This window comes from Nitrosomonas aestuarii, from assembly GCF_003046585.1.
Taxonomy (GTDB): Bacteria; Pseudomonadota; Gammaproteobacteria; order Burkholderiales; family Nitrosomonadaceae; genus Nitrosomonas; species Nitrosomonas aestuarii.
In genome coordinates this window covers 248,921-268,420 of record NZ_QAAE01000004.1, presented here as the reverse complement: position 1 = coordinate 268,420, position 19,500 = coordinate 248,921, and the positions used below count along the sequence as shown (strand labels likewise).

Below are 19,500 nucleotides of genomic sequence, written 5' to 3'. Positions count from 1 at the left end.
ATCAATTTTTGATAAATGGCAGCGCTCTAAATGCAACAAAGTTGCATTATTTTTTGATAATTTACTCGACCCAACAACAAGTGAAGCACTCAAACCCCAAATCCAGCATCACAAGAGCGCACTGTAATGATCATTTTTCAAAACTATTTATTTTGTTTTCGGCGATTATTTCTGCTGATATGCCTGCTGCTTCCGCCCAGGAGACTATTGATGTAAGCGAACTGCCCGGTGTGATCGTTACAGCCCCGGCGAACCAACAGTCTGAACCCTATTGGGTCAAGCCTGAAAAGGTTTTGCAAGGAGATGATTTGCGACGCAAACGTGAGGTTGGCTTAGGTGATACGTTGTCGCGTGAACTAGGGATTTCCTCAAGCAGCTTTGGGCCGGGTGCCAGTCGTCCGATTATTCGCGGCCAGGACAGCTCGCGTGTCCGGGTATTGGAAAGCGGTGTCAGTATGGGTGATCTTTCGGTGATCAGTCCAGATCATGCTGTTGCTACGGAAATGCTCAATACATCACAGATTGAAATTCTGCGCGGGCCGGCAACACTGCTTTATGGTAGCGGCACCTCCGGCGGTATCGTCAATGTTATTACCGGCCGCATGCCTGATCGTTTGTTTAAATCAACGCAAGGTCAGTTTGAGGGACGATTTAATTCGGCTTTGGAAGAACGATCAGGAGTATTCAGTGCTTCTGGCAGCCAGGGCCAGATTTCGTGGAGTATCGAGGGCGCGAAAAGAAAAACTAATGATATTAAAATACCCGGGCGCGCCGATATCAATAATACAGACAGTGGGTTAGGAGTAGTCAAGAACAGCGCGATAGATTCCAGCAACATTTCTGTCGGTACTTCCTACATCGGGGAGCGGGGCTATGTTGGCTTGTCAGTTTCACGCCTGGAGAATTTTTACGGCATTCCAGGGCCGGAAGGCGCAAAAGTGGATATGGGACAGACACGCTATGGTCTGGCGGGTGAACTGGATAATCCTATCAAAGGTTTTGACCAGCTCAAAATGCGTGTCAATTTTAATGATTACCAGCATGATGAACTGGAAGACAGTGGTGAAATTGGGACACGGCTGAAAAATGACGAAGTGGATGGCCGCATTGAACTGTGGCATGCACCAATTGCCAGTTGGCAGGGTGTGCTGGGTGTGCAATTTCAGCACCAGAATTTTTCAGCTAAAGGTGAAGAAGCTTTCGTCCCGTCAACACGTTCGCATACGGTAGGTGTGTTCATGCTGGAACAGTATCAATGGCGGCGCTGGCTCTTTGAATTTGGCGGGCGTCTGGAGCATGCCAATCAAAGTCCTCTGGATGCTGCATTGTCTTCGCGTGATTTTAATTTATACAGTGTATCTGCGGGCGGCGCATGGGCGTTTATAGATGGCTATCAAATCGATTTGACGGCGACTCGCGGACAGCGTGCACCCATCATCAATGCTTTGTATGCGAATGGCATTCATATTGCGACTAATACCTTTGATAGCGGTGATCAACAGCTTGGTAAAGAAACTTCCAATAACTTTGATCTCTCGCTACAAAAAACGGATGGCCTCATTACAGGCCGTATCAATCTCTTTTATAACCATATTAATGATTATATTTTTCAAAGCAGTCGCGACAGCAACGGCGATGGGTTGTCCGATCGCGTTAATGATGAAGGCGAGTTAGATATCAATGGTTCATTTCTGGTGCAGGATTTTGCCCAAACCCGCGCCCATTTTTATGGCCTCGAAGCGGAAGCGCGGATGATATTGTTGCCTGAACGGCTCAATATGCGATTTTTTACCGATATTGTTTACGGCAGGCTGAAAAATAATGGCAACATTCCCCGATTGACGCCACAGCGTTTTGGACTGGAACTGGATTATTTCCAAGGGAACTGGCAGGGGAATTTCAACGTAACACGTGTTACCAGGCAAAATCGTGTTGCCACGTTGGAGACCGAAACACCGGGTTATACATTAATGAATGCAGAACTCAGCTATCGCTTCAAGCGTGGTGAATCAGCTTATCACACGCTGTTTTTGCAAGGCAGAAACCTGCTTGATGAAGATATGCGCGTGCATACGTCTTTTCTGAAAGCTGTCGCGCCATTACCGGGCAGGGCGATTGTTGTGGGTATCAGAGGAACATTCTGATCTGTGTTCCCGCAATAACACATTAGGCTTTTTCTGATTAGTATTCCTGCCGAAGATGGTTGAAACTCCTCGCCAAGAGTTTAATCAAGAAAGTTATTGAGTTGTTTTGAACTGATTTTCTTCTATATGGTATTTTCATACAAACATGTTTTTTACTAAATCTTGTGTTTTAACAAAATTGTCGGCAAGTTCTTTAAAGATGATATCTTGTGTCACATAATCTACACCCAATTTATTTAAACGAGTATTTTCTGGTACTTGATCACTTCGATCATATAATGCAGCTACCATGCTTGCAGCTGCTCCTACCAATAATGCAATTTTCCAGTACGATTCCTGATAATTGTTGTCGAGTTGATACTTGATTGCAACACTCAGTACTTCAGGAAAACTTAGCTGAGTGCAGAGCCAGCCACCTACTTCACAGTAGTCTGTTCCTGTGTATTGAATTAGTGCTTCATTAACTGTCAATGCGGGTTCAGTTGCAAGTTCTTGTAATGCTTTGTTGGTTTCTTTCGGTAAACTGTCAGCGAGCCATAACAAACCTATGTTATGTAATAGACCGGCAGATTGCAAGGTTTGCTCAAAATCATAACATTCCATTTTGTCTGATAGTCTGGATGCTAGCAGACCGGTGCCTTTGCTAACCAGTATAGCGGTTGTCCAAAAGCGATCAACTTTGAAACCAGGGCATTTTCTTGTGTCAAAACAAGAAGAAATTGAAATACCAAAACTAATACTTTTAACGATTGAATGACCCAATATGAAACAGGCTTGTTCAATGCTGGTAACCGGCCTGGCAGGCGAAGCCCATGCGGAGTTTGCCAAAAAGATTAAGCGGGTGGATATTTCAGGAAACATCATAATGATTTCTGTTAGTTGCTGATGGTTACTATTGGTGTCGTTTAAAGCTCTTAATAGTCTGTTTATATTTTTGGATAATGAGGGCAGGTTTGTGTTTTTCTTAGTATAGTGATTAAAAGGTGACGTGGTGTGATCTATATTTTCGGTAGCCATTATCTTATGTTCTCTATGCCGACTATTTTGAGTCGGTTATTTCACGAGTAAAGTCAATTTCCATCATCTCGGGAATTTTATCGCCGGGGACAGGGGGGCTGAAAATATAACCCTGTATGACATGGCAGCCTAAACCGTGCATGACTAACAGCTGTTCTTTGGTTTCAACACCTTCTGCAATCAGCGTATAGTCAAGTGCATTGGCTAGACCAATGATTGCACCCAGAAGCACCGAAGTATGAGGGTTGACCGTCACATCATCCAAAAAAACTTTGTCGATTTTTATACAGTCTAGTGGCAATTCTTTTAATGATGCCAGGCATGAATATCCCGTTCCGAAATCATCAATAGAAATTTTTATTCCAATTTGCCTGAGTCGTTTCAGAATGTCGGTATGCTCCTTTGTCTGCAATGCGCTCTCGGTAACTTCTAGTTCCAGGTACTGTGCGGAAATGTCATATTCCTTAAGCAGACCTTGCACTATCTCTATTAATTCGGAATCCTGAAAATGTGTAGGTGAGATGTTGACGGCTATTTGCAAAGAGGATAAGCCAGCCTTGTGCCACTGGGCAATTTGTTTACATGCGGCCTTAAGCACCCAGTTGCCAAACTCAATGATTAACCCCATTTGTTCTATAAGCGGGATAAATTCACTTGGAGGAATCATGCCTTTTACAGGGTGTTGCCATCTTGCCAGTGCCTCGACACTGACCATGCGTCCCGTAAGCAGGGATATTTGTGGTTGAAAATGCAAGAAGAATTGTTCTTTTTCAAGGGCTTCATGCAGCATTTGCTCTTTTTCCAAGCGAGAAACTGCCTCAGCAGCCATGTTATGTGAATAAAATACATAACACTGCTTACCAGATTTTTTTGCGGCATACATTGCGGTATCGGCAGCTTTCAATAAAGCGACTTCATCATCTCCATCACGTGGGAAAAGAGCGATACCAATACTCACACGCGGTTTTATTTGATGGTTGTTGAGAAATAAAGGCATATTTATTTTGTTTAGACAACGAGCCGCCATATCTGAAACAGACTCGCTGTCTTTAATATTGTTTAAGAGAATACAAAACTCATCGCCGCCTAAGCGCGCTGCAAAATCTTCATCTCGGATGACTTCTTGTATGCGTTTGGCAATTATGATCAGCAGTTGGTCTCCCAGGTCGTGACCAAGGCTGTCGTTGATATCTTTAAATCCGTCCAAATCAAGAAATAGGAAAGCAAACTGTTCGTTACGATATTTGGCGATGCGGACAATAGCCTGGATACGTTCCTGATAGTAGCTTCTACTGGGAATTCCAGTCAGATTGTCAAAGTAAGCAATATGATGAATTTGTTTCTCGTTTTCATTGTATTGGCTGATGTCCTGGACCGTACCGGTAATTTTGGCCTGATTATGTTCGATTATCTTGACCATCTCCTGGTGTACAAAGAAAGAATCAGACTTGGATCCCTGTAGTCTATATTCCATATGTTGAATGGCTCTATTGTACGGTGCCGCCAGGATCATATTTTTAACTATTTCCTGATCCCTGACATCGATGAGGCGCACGAATCCTTCAAGGCTTGCATCAAATGTCTGCAGATCAATGCCGCATAAATCTGCTAATTGTTCTGAAATTTGGAAGTGATTATTTTTCGAATCCCATACCCAGTAGCCCAAACGCGCTATTCTCTGAGCGGTGGAAAGCTGTAGTTTGCTGCTTCTGAGTTCGTTGGCGTTTCCATCAGCTCTTAAGATAAACCACAAACGATGTATTAATATGGGATAATTAAGAGGCTTGACCATGAAATCGGTGGCTCCACATTCGAAAGCGCGATTGATAGAATCGATATCACCCAGGCCCGTTGACATAATGATGGGTATATTTTTCATGCTGGGATTGCTGCGCAGCAACTTACAAGTATCAAACCCATTAAGTTCAGTCATGAGTGCGTCAAGTATTACCGCATCAGGTTTAGCTACTTTAACTTTTTCCAACGCCTGTAATCCGTTTTCAGCCTCATCTACAATAAATGCCGATGCTCTTAATACCGATCCGGTGATCATGCGATAGCTGGTGTCATCATCCACTAACAAAATACGTCTGTTTTGCAACGTGAATTGTTCTTTTATTATTGGCTGGCTAGTCGTTTCTGTCGGCAATGATGGGATTTCCCGGCGCAAAGCCGATAAGATACCAGGAAGGTTGGATTTTATTGTTTGTAACAATGCATCGGCACCTGAAATATGGCCTTGTCTGGTAATTGCTTCAAGTGAAGCAGCGTGTTGCGCTAAAGATTGTATACCTAGATTTCCACAGATTGATTTGAAATAATGTGCAATCCTGGTTAATTCGGCAGCGTCCTGCTGGTCTAATGCCTGCTGCAAAGCATCTATATCTTTGGGCGCAGAATGCAGAAATAGTGTAATTGTTTTAGTGAGTAAATTTTCGCCGGCTTCTGTAGTGATCTCCCTTAAGCTGTCGAGTACGTCTGAGTTTATGACATTAATATCAGGCTCGTCATTCGAGAGAATTTGTATAGTTGGGGCTTTGGCTGGTTCTTTGTTTTCATTAAGCAACCATTTTTCCAGTTGTTCGCGTAATCGTTTTTTGTTAAAAGGCTTGCTAAGATAGGCGTCCATACCGGAATCCAGACACCGTTCTACTATCCCTTTTTGGACGTCAGCTGTTAATGCAATAATGGGCACATGGTCTTGTGTATTCCGAGTATTCTCAAGTTCACGGATTATCCTTGTTGCCTCAAAACCATCCATTTCCGGCATATGGCAGTCCATCAAAATCACATCATATTTTTTGTCTGCTGCAGCATTAGCAGCTTCCTGTCCATTATTTACCACTTCGACCTGACACCCAATTGAACGCAGTATTCCCATCCCTACTTCCTGATTAATCAAATTGTCCTCAGCTAATAGTACTGTTCCAGTGAGTAGAGGTATATCGACAAAATTTGATGGTGATTCAGCACGATTATGTGATGAATTATTTAACGAACCTACAATATTCAGCAAACATTTCAACAGTTTTTGTTGAATGACTGGTTTGTCCAGATAATAGCTGATACCACGGTGTTCACTTTGGCTGTGATCAAAGGTTATGTTGTCTGAACTTAGCATTACCAGTGGGAGTGGCTGTAGGAGCGGTTCGTCATGAATTGCTTTGGCCAGGGTCAGACCATCCATCTCCGGCATATGGAAATCCAGTATGGCCAAATGATATGATTTATTATGTTTTTTAGAGTCCAGTAAATGATTCAGTGCTTGAGCGCCATTTGAGGCGCAATAAGAATACACGCCCCAGTATTTAAGCTGTTCAGATAAAATTTCGCGGTTTGCAGCATTATCATCCACTATCAATATGTTGATTCCTTGCAATGCGGAAATATCGGCTTTTTCTGGGATCAGTTGCGCGCTGCATTCCAGTTGAAGGTTGAAGTAAAAACAGGCACCTTGACCGAGGGAACTGGTCAATTTGAGTTCGCTGCCCATCATTTCCACTATTTGTCTGGAAATACTTAACCCTAGCCCGGTTCCTCCATGGCGGCGTGTGGTGGTGCCGTCTCCCTGAGTAAAGCTTTCAAAGATAATTGCCTGTTGATCAGAGGCAACACCAGGTCCAGTATCAATGACTTTAATCAGCAGATGTATCTGGTTTTCAGATTTGTTTTGATGAAGCCAGTCGACTTTTAATTTCACTTCACCATGATGTGTAAACTTGATGGCATTACCCAGCAGATTAACGAGTACTTGCCGGATGCGCTCTGCATCACCTCGAACTATGGTGTGCAGATCAGATGGCAAATCCAATACCAGTTCCAGGCCCTTATGGTGTGCCTGGGTCGCCATTATTTCAGCCGTGTCTTCCAAGAGTTCGCGCACATCAAAATCATGTGTGACGAGTTGAAACTTGCCAGATTCAATTTTTGAGAAATCCAGTATATTATTAATGACACCCAGTAAGGATTCAGCTGATCGATAAGCAATATCCGCTAAACGTTTCTGGCGAATATTGAGCTTTGTTCCCAGTAACAACTCAGTCATTCCCAATACGCCATTCATAGGTGTGCGTATCTCATGACTCATAGTGGCAAGAAATTCACTTTTGGCTTTATTGGCTGCCTGGGCTTTTTCAGCAAGATGGCATGCTTCATTGGTTTTTTGTTCCAGATCATGAGTGCGTTTGATTACTTCATCTTCGAGTAAGTCGAGGTGATTCGCCAGCTGCGTATCTCGCTGCTGGATACCATCCAGCATTCTGTTAAAACCAGCGGCCAGTGCATTCAATTCAATAATATTGCAGGGATTGGCGCGTACATGGTAGTCAGATTTAATGGATATCTGTTCCATGACGCCTGAGAGGTCAGTCAAAGGATTTAATACCGATTTGTTCAAACGCTGTACCAGGTAATAGGCGGCAAACAGGGAAATGGCTGCAGCTCCGATAGTAAGCAGAATTTGCCATAGCAGTTGCCAGTAAAGCGGAATCAGGCTTATTTCCAGATAAAGACCCCCTACCTGTTGATCTTTAAAAAGAATAGGCTGAATAAAAGTAATGTTATGAATATCTTCTATGATTTCCTCTTGCATAAACGCCAAGGATGCAGGGAATGAACGATTGTTGACTGAATAATGTGCAAATTTTTGCTGATCTTGATTGTAGATAGCAGCAGCGCTCACTTCTTTCGAATTGCTCAGTGATTGTAGTAATGTTTGGGCCGAATTGAGATCTTGAAACATTAAAGTCGATGCAGCATTATCAGTTAACAACTTCGCTTTCGACCTGCTGGATTCGATTAAGGCATATGATCCTATTGCATAGTTGTTCGCTATGACGAGTAACGTCACGAACAGCATCGCCAAGCTCAGAGTAATCAGGCTGATGCGTTGTAATTTTTTTTGCAGCGTGATGGTAACAGGCGCGTTACTATACATTTATTTATATACCTCTCTAGCAAAACGCAGTAATTGTGAGCTGAGATTTAAACCTGAACTTTGAGCAGCGGCCAGATCAACATCAAATTTAATTTTTCCACCCGTTACAACTAGGTTGATGGTGGTGCCATCATGGATTCTGTTAAGGTTATCCGTTACTTTAAGCACGGGTTTGTCTTTCAAATGGTGAAGGATTGCTTTTATAGCGAAAGTGGATGAATGACTGATAAAGACAATCTGACAAATAGCTAGACTTTCTATCTGAGTTGTATAATTGATGAGAATGTCACGTTGATTTATTTTTTTTTCCTGCATTTGCTGAAGCTCATCGCCAAAGGAATGCTCGCCATAGATGCAAATATTAAAATTGTTGCCAATATCGTCAGGCCACTGTGTGTAATTTGCAAAATTGTAGAGAAAAGCCGCCTTAACCCGATACTCGGGTAATGCCTCAGCTTGAACTATTGATGGCAAATTCAACTGGATGAATCCGCAAAACAATATAATTAATGCGTGAAGCTTCGGCTTCTTGTCACACGCTGGTCGATGTGCGCCAAGCAGCATCTTTGCAGCCAAATGCATAAGCAAGAAATTTTTCTTGAGCAAACTGCGGTTTTGCGTCAGTTTCGCTGCCAGATAAAATACTTGGCATTTAATCATTGTCAAAATCAATGGACTCGCCGGACGAATTTGCCAAGCCGCCATGCCGTGTTGTTATTAATGCCATCTTTCTTGCACGTTCTTTGTCGTTTGGCTGGCATGAATAAACGCCTTGACCAATTACTGGACTCAAGGTTGGTCAAAGCGTTATAAGAATCAATTAACATATGCCAGCAAATACTAAAATTAGTTATCGGTCAAAAATTAATGATATTGTGAAAATAAATCATTCTATTGTTGTATCTGTTTGTTCCAGAATGAGTTCTTTGGTAAATCCTGATCTCGATAATACGAGTGTTTTATATCTATTAACTAAACTCATCCGGTTTGTTGTAGTAAACGGTCATAGCAAAGTGAAAATTGTTGTCTATAAGCGTTCGTAGCTATATAGCCTGTAGCTTTCAGAATTTCAGCATTATTCTTCCATATACACTGCGCGGAATTTCGGAATGGAATACATCATTTGCAGTGAATTCTTGATGTTGTTTATTCGTAATATTTTGTGCGACGACTGATAGTTCCAGATCAGGTGTCGGCGACCAGGCCAGTCTTAAATCAAGACGCGCCTGGTCTGAAACATTGTGAGCGCGGAGTCGGTCCGTATAGTAAAACATGCTGTTAAATTCCAGGTTATAGGGAAGTTGTATGTTTGATCGAACAGAAAACTGATGGTTTGGGTCTGAATTTTCTTTAGAGAAAAGAGTATCTGTAAAACCGACCGTTTTTAATTGTGCATCCAATTTAAACCAGCTGTAGCTTGAAGTTATTTGCCAGAAATTGGTAACCTGCCATTTTGTGATTATTTCAGCCCCGTAAGTGGAAGCTGTCATGCGATTAGCAAATGTATTGGCAACTAACAAATGTACCGGAACGGGTTGTTGTTCAATGCCTGCAAAGCTTACGTCAAAATCAACTAAATCATCGTAATAGTTATAAAATAAGGCCGTATCCAAGGTGAATGTTTGCATCAACTGGCTACGGTAGCCTAATTCAAAAGCATAAACTTTTTCTGAATTAAGGTTTTTATTTCCGAAAGCGCTGATCAGGGTTGGGGGTATAAAAGGATTTCTGCTCGGTATTGTTTCAAGATTGACCCGGACATCAGTATCTGAACGAGAAGGTATGCGCACCGCGCGCGACGCAGCGGTCCAGACACTGTTGCGTTCGTTGATTTCCCAGAGTAACCGGGCATTAGGCTGAAACTCAAATCCAGTATAGCTGTTATGTTCAATTTTTGATCCCAGGGTAAACCGCACCGATTCTGCTAATTGAATGTCATCCTGAACAAATGCGCTGAAGGTTCTGGTGTAACGTTGTTTTGGATCAAACGTAAAAATATAACTGGATTCCAAATTATCGAAAACAGCGCGATAACCAAGTCCCCAAACTACGTCATGTTTATCCAGTAGTTTTAACTGATTCTGGATATCAAGATCCAGGGTATTCACCTCATGCGTAACATTAAGGCTATTGCGAGAAAAATAGTCATAATACGCTTGAAAACGCCATTTGTTGTTTTCTGACTGTTGATTTGTCCAGCGAAACAGAATATCTCCAGATTGGTAATCAATTTGATTTGCAATTGCGTTGCGACTGAGAAACTCTGTGATTCCAAGCTGGTCAGCTGTTCCAACCTTATAATTGCCTTGTAACATCCATTGATTGTTTGCATCAAACTCACTATCGACTCGAAAACCAGTTAGAAAATTACGCCATTGATCATTTGCCTGATATTGCTGCGTGTCATAAAAATTTTCTACGTGCTTGCCTTTGGCAAATAACCGAAAGCTTGTTTGATCATTTAGCTTTGCTCCATAGCGTGCACTCAGATTTTTTTCCTGTGAGCCCCCAAGAAAAGTGATTTGTGTCCCTTGAGTCTGATCAGCACTTTTTGTGATAATGTTGATTACACCATTGACAGCGTTAGCACCCCAAACGGCTCCACCAGGGCCGCGAATCACTTCAATACGGTCAATATCTTCCAGCAGCATGTCCTGCATGTTCCAGAATACACCCGTCAATAATGGTGTGTAGACACTGCGTCCATCAACCATGACTAACAACTTATTAGCGAAGCGATCATTAAAGCCACGAATGGAAACTGCCCATTTATTGGCATCAACTTGAGCGACTTGAACGCCTGGTACGCCGCGTAGTACTTCTGGTAAGGAAGTGGCGCCGGAACGGCGAATGTCATCGTTGGAAATCACATGAACAGCAGCAGCAGTTTTCATGAGCGTTTGAGATTTTTTGCTGACTGTAGTCACTTCAACATTCATCAACTGCTCTAAATCCAGCGAATAGACATCCGTACTGGCAAATACTGATAATGGCGTTAAAAGCAATATAAAAAACAGACTGTATATAAGTCTTTTTGCCGATTTTTTTGAATAGAGGGATGGTGATTGGATAGCCATATATGCTGCGGTAAAAAATTTTTAATGGCAGCTATATTAATCAACAGATGTAAAGTTCAAAAGTAAGAGTAGAACGTAGAATCTGTCTTATATTGTCTTCATATAGAATTTAGTTCAATAATAATTAAATTTCTAGTATTAGGGTTACAACGTTAACCATTTTGTGCGTGACAACAATCTATATGATAAATAATATTCTTTTGAAAAGATAAGATTAAGAGTGGGCAGATAGAATTCACCGGAGGCCGGGGACAGACTCTCCAGGTGATGTTTGAATATCAGGAAAATAATGTAGATGTCACGACCCTTACCGGGGTAATTGTTTTGTGGTTATCAGAATAACGTTTTAGTCAAGCGCTATTGAGTGTATTAATCAAATGCTGGATACGCTGAACACGTTTGTTGACTTCCGGAATCTGTATCTGAATTTTAAGGCGATCGGGACCGGCGAGTGAAAATTCTCGACCGCTTTGTATCAGTTGAATAATTCTGGCAGGATCGACTGGTGGTTCGGGTTTGAATTGTATTTGAATGCTTTCAGTGCTGGCCTCTATGCGAATAATGCCCAGCGGTTTAGCTGAGATGCGCAAACGATGGCAATCGAGTAATGCTCTGGTTGCGTCAGGCAGTAGTCCGAAACGATCAATCAATTCGCTTTGCATGTCGTCGAGTTGTTCGTTATCCGTGCAGTTTGCCATGCGTTTGTACAGTACAAGACGCTCGTGAATATCGTGACAGTAACTGTCGGGCAACAGGGTTGGTACATGCAGGTTGATTTCAGTCGCAACGCCAAGTGGATGCAGCATATCAGGTTCATGCCCATCTTTAAGTGATTGGATGGCCATATCCAGCATGGCGCTGTATAAACTGAAGCCGATTTCCTGCATTTCGCCGCTTTGCGATTCACTCAGTACAGCACCCGCACCACGAATTTCAAGATCATGCATGGCCAGGAAAAAACCAGAGCCGAGTTCCTCCATCGCTTGAATGGCTTCCAGTCTTTTTCTGGCCTGAGCGGTGAGCGCTTGTTCTTCCGGGGTTAGCAAATAGGCGTAGGCCTGGTGGTGAGACCGGCCGACCCGGCCACGCAGTTGATGTAATTGTGCTAGGCCGAATTTGTTGGCGTTATTAATGATAATGGTATTGGCGCTGGGTATGTCGATGCCGGTTTCAATAATGGTGGTGCAGAGCAGGACATTGAAACGTTGTTGATAAAAATCACGCATTACGTGTTCGAGATCGCGTTCACGCATTTGCCCATGAGCGACATTAATGCGCGCTTCAGGTAGCAAGCCGGCCAGTTTTTCATACATAAGCTGTATAGTTTTGACTTCATTATGCAAAAAATAAATTTGTCCGCCACGTTTTAATTCACGCAGACAGGCTTCACGAATGACGCCGATGGAAAAACTGCTGACAAAGGTTCTGATTGCAAGACGCCGTTGCGGCGCAGTGGCGATAATGGAGAAATCGCGCAAACCTTCGAGTGACATCGCCAAGGTGCGTGGAATAGGTGTCGCGGTTAGCGTCAACACATCCACTTCGGCGCGCAGTTTCTTGAGTTGTTCTTTCTGGCGTACGCCAAAACGGTGTTCTTCATCGATGATTACCAGACCCAGGTTTTTGAATTTGACGCTTTTTTGTATCAGTTTATGCGTACCGATAACAATATCTATCTGACCTTGCGCCAGTTCATGCAATGTTTTTGTTTGCTCCTTGGTTGTGCGAAAACGCGACAGCTCTGCTATTTTTACCGGCCATTGTTCCGCGATTAAACCAAAGCGATCGGAAAAATTCTGGAAATGCTGTTCGGCCAGCAGTGTGGTTGGAACCAGAACGGCAACCTGCTTGCCATCAGCGACGGCAACGAAGGCCGCGCGTAACGCGACTTCCGTTTTGCCGAATCCTACATCGCCGCAGATGAGGCGATCCATCGGTTTGTCCGAAATCAAATCCTCAATAACGGCATTGATGGCAGCGGCCTGATCGGCTGTTTCTTCAAAGCCGAAGCCTTCTGCAAACGCCTCATAATCATGCTGCTTCAAGTTGAAAGCATAGCCTTGGCGTGCAGCGCGTTGTGCATACAAATTGAGTAACTCGGCAGCAGTATCACGCACCTGTTGCATGGCTTTGCGCTTAGCCTTGTCCCATTGAGTACTGCCCAGTTTATGCAATGGTGCTGATTCCGGCGATGCGCCGCTGTAACGCCCGATCAGGTACAACTGCGATACAGGCACATACAATTTGTCTCCGCCTTCATATTCTAATGATAGAAACTCGCTGAGTTCGCTTTCCCGGTTTTCCCCCAGATCCATGCTGATCAGCCCTAAATAACGACCGATACCATGTTGTTCATGGACAACCGGATCGCCGGGTTTGATTTCGGACAGGTCGCGCAGAATATTGTCGGTTGAAGTAGGACGGCGGGATTCTCTCTCACGCCGTCCATGTAGGTGGGTTGCTGCATAGAGTTCATTTTCGGTAATGAACGCGATTTTTTCATTTTCGAGCACAAATCCGCTGTGCAGCGGTGCAACGCACAACATAAATGGTTGTGCGCAAGACATAAATTGCGCGTACTCCTGACAAATGTCCGGGTGCAGTCCATGTTGGTTCAAATATTCAGCAATTAACTCACGCCTGCCCATACTTTCAGCAACAACCAGAACGCGTCCACCGGTTGTGGTAAATTTGTCGATAAAAGCACCCAATTGTTCGAATGGGTTGTCTGCATGGCGATTTACTTGAACAGAAGGCAAGGTGCAGGTGGATACTATTGACTCAAGTTTATCGTTTCCGGTTTTGGGTAGGATTTCAATGCGTGCATATGGTTTCAGTTTGCTGAAAAAGATATCGCCGGGTAGAAACAGCTCGTCAGGTGGCAGTAATGGCCGGTTGATATCGGCACGAAGCAATTGATGGCGAGACTGTGTGTCACGCCAGAATTCATCCAATACCGGACGTACATCTTGATGCAAACAGATTAAGGTATTTTTTGGTAAGTAATCAAAGAGGGTTGCCGTTTGTTCGAAAAACAAAGGGAGATAATATTCAATACCGGCTGGTGCAATTCCCTTGCTAATATCTTTATATATCTGTTTTTTTGTTGGATCGCCTTCAAATTTTTCGCGGAATTTTCTGCGAAAGCATGAACGGCCATCTTCGTCTAATGGAAATTCCCGTGCAGGCAAAAGACGGATTTCATTCACAGGATATATACTGCGTTGCGTATCAACGTCAAAAGTGCGGATGCTATCGATCTCATTATCCATTAAATCAATACGATAGGGCATCACACTTCCCGTCGGAAATAGATCAATCAAGCCGCCGCGCATACTGTATTCGCCTGGCGAAAAAACCTGCGTGACATGTGTATAACCTGCCAGAGACATTTGGTTGCGTAAAGCACTTATATCAAGTGATTCGCCTTTCTTGAGAAAAAAAGTATGTGCGGCCAGATATTCGCATGGCAGGATGCGATAGAGCACAGTTGTCAGCGGCGCAATGAGTACGTCGCAGGATTTATTCATTACCTGATACAGTGTGGCAAGGCGTTCTGATACCAGATCATGGTGGGGTGAAAAAATATCGTAGGGAAGTGTTTCCCAGTCGGGCAGTAAATGAATGCGCAGTTCGGGTGCAAAGAATGGAATTTCTTCCAGTAATTGCTGTGCACCCAGTGCAGTGGCCGTAATAATGGTGACAGGTTTTGTTTGTCGTGCCAACTGTGCGAAAAACAGCGCATTGCTGGAGCCTGTAAAATCAGAATAACGTGAAATCGACCCGGGATGTGGTAGCGTAAACTTGCGTTGCATATTATGAGATATTTGTTCGAAGTTCATTGTGCATTAATAAAGAAACAGCAATGAACAAAAGGCTGCCTATTATAGGCTATTTTGATATTGCAATCTTTTTCTGAGACTGGCATTCTTGATTTTATCTGCTTTAGGAGAGGAAGCTGTATTGCAAACGGTGATGATCTCCATTGATGCATGGTGATTGTTAAATTATCCCTTATTATGCCGTAAACAAATGTTATGTTGAAAGCCAACAGAGTGACGATTGTATGTATGAAGATAGACAATAATCATCAATCGAAAAATTTGCAGAGCAGATTTATATTTTCAATCAGATAATTGCTTGATGTTGTACGAGTATCCACGATTAATAATATTGAAAAAATAAGAAATTTTATATCTAGAATCAATGAACACTTATGAAAAATCTTAATGCCGCCGTCATAGCTTCTTCGAGTGAAGATGAAGCTGTGTCAATTAAAGAAAAGCTGATTGACATGATATGTAACGATTCCGGCTTGCCAACGCTCGGTAGTTCCATATCAAATGTTGTGCAGCTTGCTTCATCGGACGGCGAGTCGCTGGAACAATTGACGTATATTATTTTGTCGGATCCTTCTCTTACACTGAAGATTCTGCGTTTGTCCAATTCAATCAGTTATCGTACAAGCGCGTCATCGGTTACCTGTATTTCCAAGGCGATTCAGATGCTTGGTATGGATACAATAAAAGCATGTGCACTGGCCATGATCCTGGTCGACGGAATGCCCAGCAAGAATGCTAAGGTGGTACGGCATGAATTAATGCTTGCGCTATCGGCAAGTTTGATCGGCCGCCGTCTGGCCAAACGAAGTGCATTTCCGAACGCGGAGGAAGTCGCTATTGCGGCATTGTTTAAGAATCTGGGGCGTTTAATACTTGCTGCCTATGATGAACGATTGTATAGAGAAATATTAATTTTGGTCAAAAAAGAGGGCTATTCCGAGGCACGTGCGTCACTACAAAAGCTTGGATGTACATTTAGCTGGTTAACGGAGTTTGCGTTACGGGAATGGAACATTCCTGAATCGATCATTATTGCAATGAAGATCATGCCCGGGAGAGTTTTAAGGCGGCCTAAAAATCGTACTGAATGGATGCAGCAGGTCGCAGAATTTAGTGAAAGCACAGCCTTATTGACATTATGCGATGTGATATCGAGTAATGCCTCATCAAATAAGGATTTAGTGAATCGTTTTGGAGAATCATTGCTTTTAGACGCAAATGAGCTTGATGCGTTGGTAAACGAATCAGCAGAGCAAATACGTGTTATATCAGGTCACACCTCAAATTTACAGCCAGAAAAGAAAGCCACAGAATCTGATGAGAATGTTCATCGAGTAAACCGGTCCGGTTCCGTAGATGATCTGTCATATCGTCGTTTAATGGACGATATGACAGATATCCAAAAAAAACAGATTGAAGACTGTTATCCGGGCGGTGAGCCTCTTAGTGCAGAGGACCAGCTTCAAATAGGCGCTAGGCATGTCTCGGAAATGATCGCTTCCGGCCACTATAATATTAATGCACTATTTAAGTCGGTTCTGGAAATTTATTATAGTAGTTTGGGTTTTCAATTTGTAACAGTTTGTTTGAAAGATGTCCGGACAAATCTGTTCCGCGCACGTAATTCTCTGGGTTTGAACCATGATAAGATCCAGGAGAATTTTGTTTTTCCGGATAATGGATCAAATGATCTGTTTAGTATGACTATAAAAAGGAATGTTGATTTGTCAATTTCGAATGCGACAGATCCTAAAATCCGGAATGCATTGCCAAGCTGGCATTTACAGTTATTGCCCGAAGCCAAAAGCTTCATGATTTTGCCGCTGGTGATTGGAAATAAGCCGATCGGCCTGTTTTACGCGGATCGCTCAATGATTGCAGCTGAGAGCATGTCTATCAATGAAATGAAATTAATTAAATTGTTAAAAACACAAATTCTAATGGCCTTGAGCTCTTAGGGAAACGGGATTGTAGTTAGTCCGCTTTGGCATGTAATGTTTGACAGGCGGATCGAAAATCGATGAGTGTTTTTTCCGCATAACCAAGGACAGTTTTAGCTGGATATTTTTTTATTTTCCTTTTTTCTGATATGCCGGACGGCATCCCTGTCAGTAATTCCAGGCCTTCGGCCACATGTTTCATTGCATAAATATGGAATAAACCTTGTTCCACGGCTTCAATCACATTGTAATTGAGCATGAGGTGTCTTTGGTTGTGGTGCGGAATTAAAACACCCTGTTCACCGTTTAGGCCGGCTTTTTCGCAGACATTAAAAAATCCTTCAATCTTGTCATTGATACCACCAACGGGCAGGACCTCGCCGTACTGATTCAATGCGCCTGTTATTGCAATGTTTTGTTTGACAGGAATTCTCGATAACGATGATAGCAGTGCATAAAATTCAGCGCAGGAAGCAGAGTCACCTTCTATACCTGCATATTCCTGTTCAAAAACAATGGATGCGCTCAATGCAAGTGGCGCAAGATGCGCAAATAAAGCAGACAGATAATTTTGTAGAATGAGCACACCTTTGTCATGAATCGGTCCGGACATTTCAACTTCATGCGCAATGTTCAGTAGACCGTTTTCTCCGGCAAATGTTCGTGCGGTAACGCGTACTGGCGTGCCAAAACTATGATCACCCATATCGACTTGAGTGATCGCATTCAATTGACCTGTTGTTTTACCTTGCAAAGATATCAGAATGTCGCCATCGGTAATGGCATCTTGCAACCATTGATCTGGATAATTATGACGCATTGTACGTGCATGTAGCGCTGCCGTGATATCGGCAATTTCAACTAATTTCCCGTCACGGCCACTGCACAATGTGGCGCTTTCCAGTATCAGCATTTCGGTGCGCGCAAAAATTGCACTCTGACGTGTTTGGTCTTCCACTTCGCGGTGCGATTCTTCTAACAAGCGAGTTATTGCACCGGCTGAGAAATGAGGCAGTTTTTTTGCGTGACAGATGTGTGCTACAAAAATGGACGATGCTTGATAGGTATCGGAGCTGGATTTGAAATCATCGGCAAAATCCACCTTGACACGAAAACGGCGGATAAACTCAGGATCTTCCTGCTGCAGAAAATAATAATCCTGCCGTGAACCGATTAAAACAATCTTGGTGCTAATATCTACTGATTCCGGTTCGATAGAGGCCGGCATGTTTGCAGTCAATGCTGAAATCGGTTCATCAATTTGTAGTCGATTGCTGCGTAATAAACGACGCAGTCTTACCCAGACCGCTGTGTCTGTCAGCAGGTCATTCAGATGCAGCAAAATGTACCCGCCATGCGCTTTGTGCAGGCTGCCTGCGCGGATGCGCATGAAATCGGTTTTTATTTTGCCATCTTCAAGCTGATAATCAATGCTGCCAAACAATAAGTGGGCAAGTGGATTGTCTTCAACAATGACCGGTGCGCCTTTTAATTCACAATTATCTACAATAAGGTTAACCTGGTAACGTGACAATACTTGATCCAGTGTATTGTTTTGTTTTTTGTCATCAACTTCGTTGGCTGATTCAAACAAAGACAGATTGTTCAGAATATCCTGTATGACCTGATTCAGGAATATTTTGAGTCGTGAGTGATTTCTGAGTTGTTGATGCAGACTGCTGCGTAATGTTCGAAGTTTTTGATTTAAAAGTGGGGCAACGGTATTTCGCTGTAACGCTGCAAGTTCTGCTCTCTTGTCACTTTCAATACGTTTGATTTCTTCAAAATATCGAATAATCGCCGCATGCAGTTCTTGTTCAGCCTGATCAATTTCGGTTCTGCGTGTCTTGGGGAGCTTGAATAAGTCATCTTCGGTTAAAATTTTTCCTTTACTGTCCAGCAAGGTAAAAACGATTTGTTCGGCCTCTCGCCGAATGGAGAAATGACGTTCCTCAGCAAATGAACTCAGTTCAGTATATGACTTTGTTTCTGCGTGCTTGAATTTCTTAAGTAATTGCTCATATTTAATCTTGAAATCCTGACCATTTAAACAGCGTGCTATTTCATCGGGTAGTGATTTTACCAGTTGCGCCAGTGACTGGCGCAATAGACGGCCCTGTCCGGTCGGTAAACGTATGGCAATAGGCTTTTCGGGTGTGGTGAAATTATAGAGATAGCATAGATCGGGAGGCGCGGCAGTATTAGCTGCAACAGTAATCATTGCTTGATGCAATAATGAGGACCGGCCGCTGCCGACTTCGCCTAGTACAAACAGGTGATAATCGGGCTGTTGCATGCTGAGTCCAAAATGTGTGGCAATTTCGGCACGTTCCTGTCCAATCCATGACAAAGGCGACTGTAATAATTCTGAAGTATCCGCAAATCCAAGTGTATCAGAGTCGATTTGAATGCGCAGATCGGCGGGTTTCAGAAGCATAGCGGACATTGATTGATGATAGATGAAAAATGTAAATAATATTTTAATTTATTAAAAGCCAAGCCACTGGGTGATTGCAGAACGCACGTCACTAATAAATCGATGGA

8 protein-coding genes are annotated in these 19,500 nt (G+C 43.0%); 2 read left to right on the top strand and 6 right to left on the bottom strand.

The features are described from left to right. The first annotated feature begins 152 nt into the window (after nucleotides 1-152). Nucleotides 153-2,144: a TonB-dependent receptor gene (locus C8R11_RS05700; RefSeq protein ID WP_244907557.1), complete on the top strand. Its 1,992-nt coding sequence runs from the start codon at nucleotides 153-155 to the stop codon at nucleotides 2,142-2,144. 135 nt (nucleotides 2,145-2,279) lie between these two features. Here C8R11_RS05700 and C8R11_RS05695 read toward each other — a convergent pair whose 3' ends face one another. The 5 genes from C8R11_RS05695 to mfd form a co-directional block, all read right to left on the bottom strand. Next, complete coding sequence (locus tag C8R11_RS05695; RefSeq protein ID WP_107794846.1) at nucleotides 2,280-3,161, bottom strand: HDOD domain-containing protein; 882 nt, start codon at nucleotides 3,159-3,161, stop codon at nucleotides 2,280-2,282. Between the two features lie 22 nt (nucleotides 3,162-3,183). Further along, nucleotides 3,184-8,097: an EAL domain-containing protein gene (locus tag C8R11_RS05690; RefSeq protein WP_107794845.1), complete on the bottom strand. Its 4,914-nt coding sequence runs from the start codon at nucleotides 8,095-8,097 to the stop codon at nucleotides 3,184-3,186. After that, nucleotides 8,098-8,757, bottom strand: coding sequence for a YfiR family protein (locus C8R11_RS05685; RefSeq protein WP_244907562.1), 660 nt, complete (start codon nucleotides 8,755-8,757; stop codon nucleotides 8,098-8,100). A gap of 401 nt (nucleotides 8,758-9,158) precedes the next feature. After that, nucleotides 9,159-11,102, bottom strand: a complete 1,944-nt coding sequence (locus tag C8R11_RS05680; protein WP_181258172.1) for a TonB-dependent receptor plug domain-containing protein — start codon at nucleotides 11,100-11,102, stop codon at nucleotides 9,159-9,161. Nucleotides 11,103-11,524: 422 nt separating this feature from the next. Further along, nucleotides 11,525-14,989: a transcription-repair coupling factor gene (mfd, locus tag C8R11_RS05675; protein WP_107794842.1), complete on the bottom strand. Its 3,465-nt coding sequence runs from the start codon at nucleotides 14,987-14,989 to the stop codon at nucleotides 11,525-11,527. A gap of 401 nt (nucleotides 14,990-15,390) precedes the next feature. Here mfd and C8R11_RS05670 point away from each other — a divergent pair, with 401 nt between their 5' ends. Further along, the gene (locus tag C8R11_RS05670; protein WP_107794841.1) at nucleotides 15,391-16,974 is read left to right on the top strand and encodes an HDOD domain-containing protein; all 1,584 of its coding nucleotides are present in this window, start codon (nucleotides 15,391-15,393) and stop codon (nucleotides 16,972-16,974) included. 16 nt (nucleotides 16,975-16,990) lie between these two features. On the opposite strand, the gene C8R11_RS05665 is transcribed toward C8R11_RS05670, so the two are convergent. Then, nucleotides 16,991-19,393 (bottom strand): Lon protease family protein, encoded by a 2,403-nt coding sequence (locus tag C8R11_RS05665; RefSeq protein ID WP_342352455.1) that lies wholly within the window; start codon nucleotides 19,391-19,393, stop codon nucleotides 16,991-16,993. Nucleotides 19,394-19,500: the final 107 nt, after the last annotated feature.

Bases quoted from the DNA above. Each gene is read 5' to 3' on its own strand.
- C8R11_RS05695 (WP_107794846.1), bottom strand. From the start codon at position 3,161: ATGGCTACCGAAAATATAGATCACACCACGTCACCTTTTAATCACTAT.
- C8R11_RS05690 (WP_107794845.1), bottom strand. From the start codon at position 8,097: ATGTATAGTAACGCGCCTGTTACCATCACGCTGCAAAAAAAATTACAA.
- C8R11_RS05685 (WP_244907562.1), bottom strand. From the start codon at position 8,757: ATGATTAAATGCCAAGTATTTTATCTGGCAGCGAAACTGACGCAAAAC.
- mfd (WP_107794842.1), bottom strand. From the start codon at position 14,989: ATGCAACGCAAGTTTACGCTACCACATCCCGGGTCGATTTCACGTTAT.
- C8R11_RS05670 (WP_107794841.1), top strand. From the start codon at position 15,391: ATGAAAAATCTTAATGCCGCCGTCATAGCTTCTTCGAGTGAAGATGAA.
- C8R11_RS05665 (WP_342352455.1), bottom strand. From the start codon at position 19,393: ATGCTTCTGAAACCCGCCGATCTGCGCATTCAAATCGACTCTGATACA.